Raw genomic sequence first — 14,014 nt, 5'->3', positions numbered from 1 at the left:
CGCCGTTTCGCGTTTTGGCGGCGTGCATGATTCGAAACATGCGCCACGCTTTGTTTTTCTAGCCAGACCATGGTAATGGCCCGGCATGACAAACACTGAATCTCCCTCCCCCATTCACGTTGTCGGCGGTGGCCTTGCCGGTTCCGAAGCCGCCTGGCAGATCGCCCGTCGCGGCATTCCGGTCATTCTTCACGAAATGCGCGGCAAGCGCATGACCGATGCCCACAAGACCGACCATCTTTCCGAACTGGTCTGCTCGAACTCCTTCCGCTCGGACGATGCGGAAAACAATGCCGTCGGCGTGCTTCATGCAGAAATGCGGCTGGCATCCTCGCTGATCATGGCTTCGGCAGATGCGCATCAGGTTCCGGCAGGCGGTGCGCTTGCCGTCGATCGCGACGGTTTTTCGGCCGCAGTGACCGCCGCAATCGAAAGCCATCCGCTGATCACCGTCGTGCGCGAGGAACTGACCGGCCTTCCGCCCGAAGAGTGGGACAATGCCATTATCGCGACCGGCCCGCTGACCGCACCTTCGCTGGCGGAATCGATCCGCGCTGCCACGGGGGCAGAATCGCTTTCCTTCTTCGATGCCATTGCGCCGATCGTCCATCGCGACAGCATCAACATGGACATTGCCTGGTACCAGTCGCGTTATGACAAGGTCGGCCCCGGCGGCACCGGCAAGGACTATATCAACTGCCCGATGGACAAGACGCAGTACGAGGCCTTCGTGCAGGCGCTGATTGCCGGCGACAAGACGCTCTTCAAGGAGTGGGAGCATGTGCCCTATTTCGACGGCTGCCTGCCGATCGAGATCATGGCCGAACGCGGGCCCGAAACGCTTCGCCACGGACCGATGAAGCCGATGGGCCTGACCAATGCCCACAACCCGACCGTCAAGCCCTATGCCGTGGTTCAGCTGCGCCAGGACAATGCGCTCGGCACGCTTTACAATATGGTGGGTTTCCAGACGAAACTCAAATACGGCGCCCAGACCGAAATTTTGCGGATGATCCCGGGTCTCGAGCAGGCCGAGTTTGCCCGTCTCGGTGGCCTGCACCGCAATACCTACATCAATTCCCCGGTTCTGCTCGACGGCAGCCTGCAGCTCAAGTCGCGGCCCGGCCTGCGCTTCGCCGGCCAGATCACCGGATGCGAGGGCTATGTGGAAAGCGCCAGCATCGGCCTTCTCGCAGGACGGTTCGCAGCCGCCCAGCGATTGGGCGAAGAGATTGTGCCGCCACCGCAGACCACGGCCTTCGGCGCTCTTCTCGCCCACATCACCGGCGGCCACATCGTCAGCGACGAAGAACGGGGCAAGCGGTCTTTCCAGCCGATGAACATCAATTTCGGCCTGTTTCCGGAGCCCGAACCGGGTTCGGTTCAGATCGAGCGCGTGCCGGGAAAACGAGTGCGGGGCAAGGAAAAGACGGTCGCCAAGAAACAGGCGATGGCCAGGCGCGCCCTTGCCGACTGCGCCGCATGGCTCAACCGCACAGCGGATTGATCTCTGTGTCGACGATGGTCGCGTTTACGCCGGAGCGATCACGGTTTCCGGCGCAAGTTGATCATGTCCAGAGAGTATAAGCGACAGGTCCGGGCGGGCACCTATTCTTCCGCCTGCTGGGCCGCAACTCCATCGACCGTGAAGCTGCCGAGGATCCAGAGCGATACCTCGGCTGCCTGCTTGTCCGAGTTGAAGCGGTAGTCGCCATCGAGCGCCGGGAGCCCCGCAAACTGCAGGTTCAGGCCGCGACCGTCATCGGTCGGCACCATCATGACTTTCTTCGGATCGATCAGGTGGCAGAGATAACGGCCACCACTGCGCTTCATGCAGCCGCATCGGCCAGTCCACAGGCGGAGAAAGACCATGAAGCCGTCATCTGTCATTGCGACCTGGCGAATGGCCTCATCCGGATAGGCGCGTCCGAATTCCAGAATCGCCAATCCTGTATCGACTTCATCCTCGCCGCTTCTCTGACGGATCGTGTAGGCAAACCACAAAAACAGGCCGGTTGCCACAATCATCAGAACCGCCCAGATGGCCATCGGCAACATGCTTGCTCCATTCATCAGGCAGGACCGGGTCCCTTCCACCGGTCGCCTTTCTGACACCGGTATAGCGCGCAAAACCGCGATATGCAAAAGCGCGCGGAACAGTGTCCCGCGCGCTCGTTTGATGTACTTGCAACCTTATTCGACAGCGGCGACCGGACGAACCAGCGGCGTGATACGGCGAATGGTGACGCGACGGTTGAGACGCTCCGGTTCGTCGGTATCGACCTTGAGGTAACGTTCGCCGTAGCCCTGGGTCACCAGATTTTCCGCCGGAATGTCGAACATATCCGAAAGAACATTGGCGACAGATTCGGCACGTTCATCCGACAGAACGAGGTTGGATTCGTCCGATCCGACCGCATCGGTATGACCCTCGATCAGGAAGGTTTCGCCCGGATCCTGGTCGAGAATGTCCTTGATGGCCTCGGCAACACGACGCATCGAGGAGGCCTGATCCATCGAGATTTCGGCGCTTCCGGTCTCAAACGTGATCGTATCGAGGTCGATACGGCGCACCTTGTCGCGGATACGGGCCGAGTATTTCACCTCATCGACCGAATAGACACGCTCGACGCGCTCGACCGGCGGCTGCGCAAGGAAGGCGCGGTAATCGCGCTTGGGCTCGCTCGACACATCAATGATGTAGTCGCGCACCGGAATGGTCAGGCGCATCGGCGGCAGGGAGAGGCCCGGATCGCGCAGATACAGACGATCGCGGCCACGCTCAAGCACCGGCATATAGAAGATCACATATTCGCGATCCCGTGCATCGACGCGCGAACGGCGGATGATTTCGCCCCAGCGATTGCGGACCGTGACGATCCGATCGCCATTCGGCCGCACCACGACCTCACGAATGCGTCCATCCGGCAGGCGCTCGTAACGCATGTCGCCGCGACGGGCCAGACGGTTGCGGTCGTCATCGCGGATCACCACGCGGCCGTTGAGATTGAAGACGATGCGGAGATCATCCTTCTTGCCGACGACGCGGCCATCCGGACCTTCGTAACCGCGGAAACCGGTGATGCGCTCACCCTTTTCCTCCATCACAGGTTTGATCTTGTCCTTGTCTTCGGGGCGGAAGCCGACCTGGGCATCGCGGTCGGATTTCGGAACCTTTACCGGTTCTGCACTTTCACGCGCCTTTCGGCGCTTCTCGCGCGATGCCTTGTCGCCGGAATTGTCGGCATCCTTGTCGCTGTCGAGAACGGCATTGCCATTCTTGACCGGCAGTTCAATCGTCTCGGCGGACTTGGCAGGATCCTCGGCGAGATTCTTGCGCTTCTTCAGCGTCTCGGCATTTTCAGGCTTGTCGCGATTCTTGCCCTTGGTTTCGATCGTTTCGATCGAAGGCGAGTCATTGTTGCCCTGCTCGGCCGCCTGCGCGTCCTTCTTCTTGTCCTTGCGCTTCACGGGCTCTTCAGCCTGGCCCTGATCCTGCTGCTGGGTTTCTTCAACCTGCTGCCTGCGCTTCTTGCGTTCCTGCTGAGCGTTGTCGCCAGCGTCCTGCTGGATTTCCTCGACCTGCTGCTTGCGCTTCTTGCGTTCCTGCTGACCGTTGTCGCCGGAATCCTGCTGGATCTCCTCGACCTGCTGCTTGCGCTTCTTGCGCTCCTGCTGGCCGTTGTCGCCCGAATCCTGCTGGATCTCCTCAACCTGCTGCTTGCGCTTCTTGCGCTCCTGCTGAGTGTTATCGCCAGAATTCTGCTGCGTTTCCTCAGCCTGCTGCTTACGCTTCTTGCGCTCCTGCTGGCCTTCGTTCTGGCCTTCTTCAGCCTGCTTGTGCTTCTTGCGCTTGATCTGCTCTTCGTCCTCAGCCTGGGCGAGAATGACGAAACCGTTACGGACCGATTTCGAAGCAAACTCCGATGCCGGTACCGACACCGCATTGAGATTCGGCTGCGCATTGGCGATCTTGCCCGATGCACCGAAGCTCACCAGAGCCATCAGCGGTATTGCGGCCGTGGCCATAAGGCTCTTCTTGAAATCCATTGTGACTTGCTCCTCTCGGATTCGCTTCAGAATATGATCTGGCTGGGACTATCAGCACCTTGGTGGCATTTCTGTGTTTCCCAATCCAATGGTGGCTTTTTACCCACCCAAGCCTTTACCGGGCTTGAACCAGACGTTCATGAACGGTTCACATCGGCAAATGTTCCAAACACAACATTTTTGTAACAACCTGTTCTTTTCGGTTGCATATGACACATAAAAAATATGAATATCTTTGCACGCCTCGGCAGAAGGCGAGGCACAATAGATCTCCGCGCGCATCAAACGCGGTAACCTAGGGGAAATCAGAAAATGACCAAGCGCTGGGCTTTTGCCGCGACAGTTTCCGTCCTGACAATGATTGCAGGATCCGCGCTGTCCGCCGACAAGATCATCATTGGCACCGAAGGCGCCTACCCGCCCTTCAACAATCTGGAAGCCGACGGTTCGCTGGTCGGTTTCGACATCGATATCGCCAAGGCTCTTTGCGAAGAGATGAAGGCCGAATGCACCTTCGTCACCCAGGATTGGGATGGCATCATTCCCGCTCTGCAGGCCAAGAAGTTCGATGCAATCATCGCTTCGATGTCGATTACGGCGGAACGCAAGGAAAAGGTGGATTTCACCAACAAGTACTATAACACGCCGCCGGCAATTGCCGTGCCGAAGGATTCGACGCTGACCGAAGCCAGCGAAGCGGCTCTCGAAGGCAAGGTTCTCGGCGCCCAGTCCTCGACCACCCATTCGAACTATGCCGAAGCGCATATGAAGAAGAGCGAACTGAAGCTCTATCCGACTCCGGATGAATACAAGCTCGATCTCGCCAACGGCCGTATCGACGCCGCAATCGACGACGTCGTCGTTCTGTCGGAATGGCTGAAGACTGCCGATGGCGCCTGCTGCAAGCTGCTCGGCACCCTGCCCGTCGATCCGGTGATCAATGGCGAAGGCGCCGGCATTGCCGTTCGCAAGGGCGATGACGCGCTGCGCGAGAAGCTCAATGCCGCGATCGCCGCGATCCGCGCCAATGGCAAGTACAAGGAAATCAACGACAAGTACTTCACCTACGACGTTTACGGCAACTGACCTTCGGAAAATCCGAGAAAATCATGGCGGAGGGCTTGCCCTTCCGCCATTTTTGTTTGACTGAATAGGAAAATCAAAGAACCCGAAATCGGGACAGGGGAAATGAATGCAGGGTGAAACCGCCGTTACGGCTGTCACCGCCGAAGAATCGAGTGGTTTTCTCGATCCGCTCTGGGCTGTCTTCGACACGATCTTTGGCGCGATATGGTCCCTTTTGCATCCGGTCTTGACGACGATCGATCCATTTTGCGGGCCGGTTGGTATCTTCTCGCTCTTCTTCGGTGAGGGCGAACTTGGCTGCGGCGCAACGGGCTGGGGCGACGAGATTGCAAGCGGCTTTTACGTCACGGCAAGTCTTGCCGTCTGCACCCTGCCCATTGGCCTGACCATCGGCTTTTTCCTCGCGCTCGCCAAACAATCGAGCGAACCCTACCTCAGAACGGCGACCGACATTTATGCGACGCTGTTTCGCGGCCTGCCGGAGCTGTTGACGCTCTTCATCATCTACTACGGTATGCAGATCGGCCTGCAGCAGGTGGCGTCCTTCTTCGGCTATGAGGGACAGATCGAGATCAATACCTTCTTTGCCGGCATGCTGGCGATTGGGCTGGTGTTTTCCGCCTATTGTTCGGAAGTGCTGCAATCGGCTTTCAAGGCCATTCCATCCGGGCAATATGAGGGTGGCTTTGCCGTGGGTCTCACGCGCGGCCAGACCATGCGGCTCGTCATCGTGCCGCAACTGATCCGCATTGCCCTGCCCGGCCTCGGCAATCTCTGGATGACGCTGCTCAAGGATACGGCCCTGGTTTCGATCATAGGCTTGCCGGATATTCTCAGGCAGGCAGGCATTGCCGCCAAAGTCACGAAACACGCCTTCTATTTCTATTCCGTTGCTTGCAGCCTGTTTCTGGTGCTCGCCATCCTCTCCTCGTTCATCTTCTCGTGGATCGAGACCAATGCCAAACGGGCGGAGGTGCGTCGATGAGCGTCACGGAAAGCATGATCGCGCCGCAGCTTCCGCCACCGGCGCCGCCGCGTCCGTTCACCGCTGCCCGGTTTGCCGGCATTCTGTTCATGGCCTTCTGGCTGGTCGTGTTCGGGCTCGCAGCATCCTCGATCATCGAGGGATTCGATGCCGAGAAATTCTACAAGTACGGGCCGAAGTTCCTCAGCGGGCTCAGCGTCACCATCGTGCTGGTGCTGACGTCAATCATCCTCGGCGCGCTCCTGTCGCTGCCGGTGGCATTTGCCCGCATGAGCGGATCGCGCATTCTTTCGGCGATCGCCTATGGCTATGTGTATTTCTTCCGCGGCACGCCGCTGATCGCGCAGCTTTATCTCATCTATTATGGTTTCGGCAGTTTCAAGCCGCAGCTCGAAGCGGTGGGCCTCTGGTGGTTTTTCCGCGAAGCCTATAACTGCGCCCTGCTTTCCTTCACGCTGAACACCGCTGCCTACCAGGCGGAAATCCTGCGCGGGGCCATCGAATCCGTGCCGCGTGGACAGAGAGAGGCGGCACACGCCCTCGGCCTCGGCGGCTATGTAACCTATCTCAGGATCATCATGCCGCAGGCGCTGATTGTTGCGCTGCGCCCCTATGGCAACGAAATCATCCTGATGATCAAGGGATCGGCCATTGTGGCGATCGTGACCGTGTTCGACCTGATGGGCGAAACCAGGCGCGCCTATTCACGCACCTTCGACATGCAGATGTATCTCTGGGCTGGTCTGCTCTATCTGACGATCGTCGAGGCGTTGCGAAATTTCTGGAACGTCATCGAGCGCCGCCTCACCCGTCATCTCAAGCGCTGAAGCGCTGTTCCGCGAACGGATTGAGCTCGGGCGCAACGGCGCCCGCACCGGTCAAATACCGGGCAGACGTGCCAAAGCCCGAAATACGCACCTTGGCAGCACTCACAGTCACTCGCTGCTAACACGCTGTTTTTCAACAGTAAAATAGGCTTTCTTCAGCCAGATTAACGTTGCGTTAACCAAATGGGGCGCTAAATTCATAGGGCAAACTCCGGGAACCAAACAAAGAGAGATTGCCAATGAACCGAGAATTCGACATGCGCATGAAGGGCTACGGCCTGACGACAGCGGAAATTCTTTACCGTCTGCCGGATCATAAGAGTCTGCTGCAGAAATTCATCTGGCAGCATTATGATCTCGATCCACACTTCCCCGAAATGAAGGCCTTTCTGAAATTCTGGCAGGAAAAGCTCGAGGGACCGTTGCACTCCGTGCGCTACGTTCACTGGAAGCTGATCTCGCCAACCGAATGGCGCGCCATCAAGGGTGATTTCATCCTCCACTGACATCGCTTGCCATCTCGGCGCGCGGGGCTTAATACCGGCCAAACGCTGAACGGGATTGCAGGTGCATGGCAAAGAAGATCGACGAGAAGGCTTTGGCCAAGGCCTATAACGATGCGCTTGCTGCCGAGAAGGCGGGCGAACTCGAAAAGGCTGCCAAGGGTTATCGCAAGGTGCTGGAACTCGACCCTGAGGACCATGGCGGTGCCGCCGTGCGGCTCGCATCGCTTGGTCTCGGAGAGACGCCGCCCAAGGCGCCGGATGCCTATGTCGAAACGCTGTTCGACCAGCATGCCGAAGCTTTCGAGGAGATCCTCGTCGAGCAACTGCAATATTGCGTACCGGTGATGGTGCGCCAGCGCCTGCAGGAACTCGGGCTCGGGCCGTTCAAGAAGCTGCTCGATCTCGGCTGCGGCACCGGACTGACCGGCGGGACCCTGCGCGACATGGTCGATGAAATGGTCGGCCTCGATCTTTCGGAAAACATGGTCGAGATCGCCCATGAGAAGGATCTCTACGAGACCCTCTATGTCGCCGAAGTCGTCGATTATCTCGAAGACAACGAGGACGGCCCCTTCGATATCGTGACCGCCACCGACGTTCTGCCCTATCTGGGCTTCCTGGAGGAAATGTTCTTCGGCGTGGCCGAGAACAGCCAGTCCGGCACCTATTTCATCTTCTCCTCCGAAACCCTGCCCGATGAGGCCTTCGGCGACCAGGATTTCAAGGTCGGCGGCCATCAGCGCTTCGCCCACAAGGGCGACTACGTCAAGCGCGTCCTTACCGCAGCCGGGTTCGAACTCGTCGAAATGCAGGACATTACTGTCCGGCTCGAAGAGGGCGAACCAACCCCGGGCCATCTTGTGATCGCAAAAATGAAGTGAACTGAAATTCAGAGTTGCATATGCAACTTTTGCGGATACTCGGTCGCTAGAACTAAAACAAAGTTGCGTCTCTAATCCTGAAAACAGGGGAGACGCAAATATCATGGACCAGCTCTATAATTTCGGTAACGCGACCTGGCATTATGTCAGTGTGGCTTTCTCGGCTTTCCACCAAACCGTCAATATTTATGTGCTGCTGCTTGCGGCTCTGGCGCCGTTCTTGCTGATCTATTCTCGCAATGAATTGTTGATCAAGCGCCTCCGCACCATTCTCGACTTCATGCAATCCTTCAAACTCTATTCGAACGAGAAGCAAGGTGAGGCCGAAAGAAGGGGACCGACGCAAAATCCCAGTTTCGAGTTCGTGAAGTCGAAATACGTGTCCGATATCCGGGTGTCCGTGACAGACCAACAAGAACTCGACAAAATCGACGGGGAGCAGCAAAGCTCCGAAGAGGAAAAACTCAAAAAATACATCGAGATCGCCACCCGGGCTGGGTCTCGCTCCAGCAACCGCGTCTTCGTTGCCTCCCTCGGCCTTGTCATCGTCAGCTATTTCGGCTTCCAGGCCCTGTTGGGTGCCTTTCATTGTGATTTTCGAGCCGTCTTGAACTGTCAGGCGCCGGCCACCACAAGCGAGCACATGCTGGTCATTGGCGCTCTCGCCTTCTGCGGCGCCTTCATCGGCGCATTGCGCATGCTGCTGCGCTGCCTGGCCGTCTATGATCTGTCCAGTTTTGCCATCCTTCGTCATACCGGGGAGATCGTCTTTTCCGTCCTCCTGATCATGATCATCTACCGGGCTTTTCCCGACCCGATGGCGAATGTCGGGCGCTTGCTGCTTCCGACCGATGTCGTGGCGAAGCTTGACCAAATGGCGAATGCCGAAGCGTCCAAGCCGGCAACGCCCGAGACTCCCACTCCCGTTACCGAAAACGGCACGGAGAGCACACCCGATGCAACCGATCCAACCACCACACAGGCCACGGCGTCGGCCGAAACACCTAAAGGCGATCCGGTTCCGGAGATTCCCTGGATCTGGTTTGCGTTTGCGCCTGCCCTCGGGTTACTCCCCACCAGTGCGTCCAGGTTTCTGCTGATCAAGATGCAATCGCTGATATCGTTCATCAAGACCACCGATGATCGTTTCACGGAGATATCACGGGTCACATCACTCGACATCATCGACGGCATCGACTTCGAGACGCGGTTCCGCCTCGAGGAATGCGGCATCTGTGATGTGCAAAACTTGGCAACCTATAACCCCGTGATGCTGCATATCGAAACGCCCTACGGGATTTACCAGGCGATCGACTGGATCGCCCAGGCACAGCTCTGCCATATCGTCGGGCAGGAAAAATTCCTGATGTTCCGGGAGATCAATATCCGGACCATCTTCGATCTCGAGCGGGCAATCGACAGTATCCACTCACCGGCGGCCTATGACGACATCTATGCGGCAATTCTGTTTGCGCCGTCCGACAATCTCAAGAAGGCGGCAGCGATCAGCCAGTTCCGCTTCCTCATTCGCGATACCAACAACGTTACCCGACAGGTCAATGTCGAGGAATATTGTGCCTGGGCACGCGATCAGGTTCAGCCGGGCAACAAGGCTGATGATGTGGCTCAGCAGAAGAAAAACCTCGACACCTTTTCCGAGGCTATCGAACATATGATGGCCTGGATCAGCGATGATCTGCATATCCGCCGCCTGCGGCGCCTCTGGCTCGATATCAGCGACAGTCTCGGCGAAGATGCCGACTGCTTTCGGGACTCCAAGCGCCACCTTGCCAATCAGCAACCGGCGAAGTCAGACTGCCCACACTATCCGAACTGCCCACCTTGCCCGCCTCCCGACCCGGCTCCGGAGCCCGCGCCCGTTGACCCGCCAATTGTTGACGGCGGAGATACTCCTGTCGCTCCCGGCCAAAGCGAGATCGTGGATGAAAACGGTCAGAAAAATGCTGGGCAGGATGGCAAGCAGGATGGCGCGACTGGCGAAGACGAGGTTGACCAAACTGACGCGGCAGGCTCACTCGCACCTGACCCGAATGCGGCGCTACAGGAAGTGGCGGATCCTGTAGCCCTGTCCGTCGAGCCAAGCGAGGGGCCGGTATCCATCTCGCAAGAACCCGCGACGGAAGTAACGGATGTTTCCGCGGATGAAGGAAAACCGGAAGCCAAATCCTCCCCCTCCGACAAACAGAGCTGACAACTCCGCCCTCGCCTTTCCCTTGGCCGGCGCATGATGTACATCTCCCGCAATCAATCAGATTGCGGGAGTTTTTCATGGCAAAGGTCACTTTCATCGGTTTGGGCGTCATGGGGTATCCGATGGCGGGCCACCTCAAGGTCAAGGGCGGACATGACGTTACCGTCTATAACCGCACGACCGAAAAAGCCGAAAAGTGGGTGGCACAGTTCGGTGGCCGTTTCGCGCTCACCCCGGCGGACGCAGCAAAGGATGCCGACTATGTCTTCACCTGCGTCGGCAATGACGACGATCTCCGTTCGGTGACGATCGGCGCCGATGGCTGCCTTTCTGCGATGAAGCCGGGCGCCGTGCTGATCGACAATACGACAGCAAGTGCGGAAGTCGCGCGCGAACTCGAAACAGCCGCCGAAGCCCGCGGATGCCACTTCATCGATGCGCCGGTCTCCGGTGGCCAGGCCGGCGCTGAAAACGGCGTACTGACCGTGATGTGCGGCGGCAAGCAGGAGATCTTCGAACGCAGCCGCCCGGTTATCGATGCCTATGCGCGGATGGTCGGCCTGATGGGCCCGGCCGGCTCCGGCCAGCTCGCCAAGATGGTCAACCAGATCTGCATCGCCGGCCTCGTACAGGGCCTCGCCGAAGGCATCCACTTCGGCAAGAAGGCCGGGCTTGATATCGAAGCGCTGATCGCGGTGATTTCCAAGGGTGCCGCCGGTTCCTGGCAGATGGAAAACCGCCACAAGACGATGAATGAAGGCAAGTTCGATTTCGGCTTTGCCGTCGACTGGATGCGCAAGGATCTTGCGATCTGCCTGTCGGAAGCCCGCCGCAACGGCGCCAAGCTTCCGGTAACAGCCCTCGTCGACCAGTTCTATGGCGATGTCCAGGCCATGGGTGGCAAGCGGTGGGATACGTCTTCGCTCTTGGCAAGGCTCGAAAAATGAACGAACTTGGCCCATACTCCGACGTCGAAACGATCCTGGCGCATCTTCGTGGCCTCAGGAACGCGACAAACATCGAAGGCATGGGCCGTTTCGGCATCCGGACAGAGACGGCACTCGGCATCTCGAACCCGGTGATGCAGGCGATCGCGCGCAAGATAAAGAAGGATCATGCGCGTGCCTTCCTGCTGTGGGCGACGGATATCCGCGAGGCGCGCATGCTCGCTCTCTATACGTTCGATCCGAAGAAACTGACGCAGCAGGACGCGATCCGCCTCGCCGAAGATTTCAACTCCTGGGAAATCGTCGATACCGCAGCCGATCTTTTCGTGGAAGCGCGGCTCGAGGCGGAACTTGTGCCGCTTTTTGCCGGCGACGAGCGCGAATTTGTCCGTCGCACCGCCTTTGCGATGATCGCCGGTGCAGCCGTTCACCTCAAGAAGGAGCCGGATGCGACGCTGCTCGCCTGGATACCGCTGATCGACCGGCATGCGCGCGACCCGCGCAATTTCGTGCGCAAGGCGGTGAACTGGGCGCTGCGCAATATCGGCAAGCGCAACCGCGGCTGTCATGGTCCGGCGCTGGCGCTAGCAGAGAGACTGGCATCCGATGATGACAAGACAGCGCGCTGGATCGGCAAGGATGCCGTACGCGAACTCACCTCGCCCAAGATCATCGCCCGCCTGAAGCCGTGATCCGGTTTCAGGCGCGACCGGGAACCAACGTTACTCCTCGACGTTCTTGGCGGTTTCCAGCACCATATAGTCGAGCGGCAGTTCGGTCGTGTATTTGATCTGCTCCATCGCAAAGGCCGAAGAGACGTCGCGGATCTCGATCTTGGCGATCAGGCGCTTGTAGAAAGCGTCATAGGCACCGATATCCGGCACGACCACGCGCAAGAGATAGTCCACATCGCCACTCATGCGATAGAACTCGACCACTTCGGGAAACTCCACCACCACTTCGGAGAAGCGCTTCAGCCATTCGATCGAATGACTGCTGGTGCGGACGGAAACGAACACCGTGACCTTGGTATTGACCTTGATGGGGTCCAGAATGGCCACGCGACGGCGGATGACACCGTCCTCTTCCATCTTCTGGATGCGCCGCCAGCAGGGTGTCGTCGACAGGCCAACCTTCTTGGCGAGGTCGGCCACTGCAAGCGTCGAATCTTCCTGCAACAGCCTCAGGATCTTTCTGTCGAGCCGGTCCATAAACGCCTCCGGGCAAAATAATTTTCTCACACATACATGAAATGGGGCCCGTGGCGGAATCCTGTTTCAAATAATCCACTGCAAAACAAGACGCCGCAATTCCGGCAGCACCTCGCCTTCGAACCAGGGATTTTTCCGGAGCCAGCCGGTGTTGCGCCAGCTCGGATGCGGTAGCGGCAGAACGCCATGGTCGAGATGCCGCCGCCATTCCCTGACCGTTTCCGTCATCGAGCGGGAGGCGGCCGCTCCCAGATGCCAGGCCTGGGCATAATGGCCGATCGCAAGCACCAGCCGAATCTGCGGCATGGTGGCGATCACCTTCCTCCGCCAGGCCGGAGCACATTCCCGACGCGGCGGCAGGTCGGATCCCTTGTCGTCATAACCGGGGAAACAGAAGCCCATCGGTACGATCGCGAACTTCGCCGCATCGTAGAAAACCGACCGGTCGACGCCGAGCCAGGTCCGCAGCCGGTCGCCGGACGGATCGTTGAACGGAATGCCGGTGTCATGCACGCGTTTACCGGGCGCCTGACCCGCGATCAGAATGCGCGCCGTCGTCGACAGAACCGCAACCGGCCGCGGCTCATGCGGCAGCCGGAAACGGTCGCCGCCGATCGGTTCATCGCGACAGATCCTGCAGGCCGAGATCTCGGCTGCGACTTGGCCTACCGCTTCCGTCCCCGTCATTGCACGCCGGCGCTTGGGCGCTGGCTGACCGCATCATACCAGCGGCGGATGTTTTCCAGCTCGTCCGGACATTTCAGGCGGGCCGGCTTCATGAAATCATAGGCGACCAGCAGCGTGATATCGGCAATCGAAAAGGCGTCACCAGTGAGGAAAGGTCGATCGGCGAGAGCCTGATCGAGGAAGGCAAGCGCCTCCATGGCCTTAATCTTGTTCGCTTCGCCCCAATCCTTTACCTGCGGCACCTCTGCGGCGGCCATGGCCGGATGCAGATGCCGAAACGCTGCGGCGACGGAGGCGAAGAAATTCAGCTCCACCCGCCGGTTCCACATTTCGACGAGCGCCTTTTCGCGTGCATCGCGGCCAAAGAGCGGCGGATCCGGCTGGATCTCCTCGAGATAGCGGCAGATCGCAACCGATTCGGAAATCCGGGTACCATCATCGAGTTCCAGCACTGGCACCCGCTGCAGAGCATTGATCTCGGAGAATTCCGGCGTCTTGTGCTTCAGGGTCTTGAGATCGACATCGACGCGATCGACATGCATGTTCTTTTCGGCCAGAAATAGGCGCACGCGCCGCGGATTGGGTGCCCAGTCACTGTCATAAAGTTTCATTCCATCCTCCT

General features: G+C 58.7%; 14 protein-coding genes. 9 read left to right on the top strand and 5 right to left on the bottom strand.

Features of this window, described 5'->3' with window-relative positions; genetic code table 11:
- Positions 1 to 85: 85 nt before the first annotated feature.
- Positions 86 to 1,507 carry a methylenetetrahydrofolate--tRNA-(uracil(54)-C(5))-methyltransferase (FADH(2)-oxidizing) TrmFO gene (trmFO, locus tag Q4481_RS08115; protein ID WP_304375834.1) on the top strand — a complete coding sequence of 474 codons (1,422 nt, stop codon included), beginning with the start codon at positions 86 to 88 and terminating at the stop codon, positions 1,505 to 1,507.
- A 101-nt stretch (positions 1,508 to 1,608) separates the two neighbouring features.
- Here the strand turns inward: trmFO and Q4481_RS08110 are convergent, their stop codons facing one another.
- Together Q4481_RS08110 and Q4481_RS08105 are read right to left on the bottom strand one after the other, a co-directional pair.
- The gene (locus Q4481_RS08110) at positions 1,609 to 2,058 is read right to left on the bottom strand and encodes a hypothetical protein (RefSeq protein ID WP_304375833.1); all 450 of its coding nucleotides are present in this window, start codon (positions 2,056 to 2,058) and stop codon (positions 1,609 to 1,611) included.
- Between the two features lie 135 nt (positions 2,059 to 2,193).
- Complete coding sequence (locus Q4481_RS08105) at positions 2,194 to 4,050, bottom strand: OmpA family protein (protein WP_304375832.1); 1,857 nt, start codon at positions 4,048 to 4,050, stop codon at positions 2,194 to 2,196.
- A 357-nt stretch (positions 4,051 to 4,407) separates the two neighbouring features.
- Here Q4481_RS08105 and Q4481_RS08100 point away from each other — a divergent pair, with 357 nt between their 5' ends.
- The 8 genes from Q4481_RS08100 (at position 4,408) to Q4481_RS08065 (ending at position 12,186) form a co-directional block, all read left to right on the top strand.
- On the top strand, positions 4,408 to 5,136 hold the full coding sequence (locus Q4481_RS08100; protein ID WP_377353597.1) for an ABC transporter substrate-binding protein: 729 nt from the start codon (positions 4,408 to 4,410) through the stop codon (positions 5,134 to 5,136).
- Between the two features lie 106 nt (positions 5,137 to 5,242).
- Positions 5,243 to 6,121 carry an ABC transporter permease gene (locus Q4481_RS08095; protein ID WP_304375829.1) on the top strand — a complete coding sequence of 293 codons (879 nt, stop codon included), beginning with the start codon at positions 5,243 to 5,245 and terminating at the stop codon, positions 6,119 to 6,121.
- Complete coding sequence (locus tag Q4481_RS08090) at positions 6,118 to 6,948, top strand: ABC transporter permease (protein WP_304375828.1); 831 nt, start codon at positions 6,118 to 6,120, stop codon at positions 6,946 to 6,948. Before Q4481_RS08095 ends, Q4481_RS08090 begins: the two co-directional genes overlap by 4 nt.
- Positions 6,949 to 7,187: 239 nt before the next feature.
- The gene (locus Q4481_RS08085) at positions 7,188 to 7,454 is read left to right on the top strand and encodes an usg protein (protein ID WP_304375827.1); all 267 of its coding nucleotides are present in this window, start codon (positions 7,188 to 7,190) and stop codon (positions 7,452 to 7,454) included.
- A gap of 65 nt (positions 7,455 to 7,519) precedes the next feature.
- Positions 7,520 to 8,335 (top strand): class I SAM-dependent methyltransferase, encoded by an 816-nt coding sequence (locus Q4481_RS08080; RefSeq protein WP_304375826.1) that lies wholly within the window; start codon positions 7,520 to 7,522, stop codon positions 8,333 to 8,335.
- Positions 8,336 to 8,438: 103 nt separating this feature from the next.
- Entirely contained in the window at positions 8,439 to 10,547 is a 2,109-nt protein-coding gene (locus Q4481_RS08075) for a hypothetical protein (protein WP_304375825.1), read from the top strand.
- Between the two features lie 56 nt (positions 10,548 to 10,603).
- Positions 10,604 to 11,494, top strand: coding sequence for an NAD(P)-dependent oxidoreductase (locus Q4481_RS08070; protein ID WP_354542190.1), 891 nt, complete (start codon positions 10,604 to 10,606; stop codon positions 11,492 to 11,494).
- Positions 11,491 to 12,186, top strand: coding sequence for a DNA alkylation repair protein (locus Q4481_RS08065; RefSeq protein ID WP_304375823.1), 696 nt, complete (start codon positions 11,491 to 11,493; stop codon positions 12,184 to 12,186). The genes Q4481_RS08070 and Q4481_RS08065 overlap by 4 nt, the downstream gene beginning before the upstream one ends.
- A 30-nt stretch (positions 12,187 to 12,216) precedes the next feature.
- Here the strand turns inward: Q4481_RS08065 and Q4481_RS08060 are convergent, their stop codons facing one another.
- The 3 genes from Q4481_RS08060 to Q4481_RS08050 all read right to left on the bottom strand — a co-directional run bounded on the left by Q4481_RS08060 (position 12,217) and on the right by Q4481_RS08050 (position 14,003).
- Positions 12,217 to 12,705: an Lrp/AsnC family transcriptional regulator gene (locus Q4481_RS08060; RefSeq protein WP_304375822.1), complete on the bottom strand. Its 489-nt coding sequence runs from the start codon at positions 12,703 to 12,705 to the stop codon at positions 12,217 to 12,219.
- A gap of 66 nt (positions 12,706 to 12,771) precedes the next feature.
- On the bottom strand, positions 12,772 to 13,392 hold the full coding sequence (locus Q4481_RS08055; RefSeq protein ID WP_304375821.1) for a uracil-DNA glycosylase family protein: 621 nt from the start codon (positions 13,390 to 13,392) through the stop codon (positions 12,772 to 12,774).
- The gene (locus Q4481_RS08050) at positions 13,389 to 14,003 is read right to left on the bottom strand and encodes a glutathione S-transferase family protein (RefSeq protein WP_304375820.1); all 615 of its coding nucleotides are present in this window, start codon (positions 14,001 to 14,003) and stop codon (positions 13,389 to 13,391) included. Before Q4481_RS08050 ends, Q4481_RS08055 begins: the two co-directional genes overlap by 4 nt.
- Between the last annotated feature and the right edge of the window lie 11 nt (positions 14,004 to 14,014).

Source organism: Fluviirhizobium alvei, from assembly GCF_030551875.1.
Classification (GTDB): Bacteria; Pseudomonadota; Alphaproteobacteria; order Rhizobiales; family Rhizobiaceae; genus Rhizobium_E; species Rhizobium_E alvei.
The sequence above is the reverse complement of the archived record's forward strand: the minus strand, read 5'-3'. Positions and strand labels throughout refer to the sequence as shown.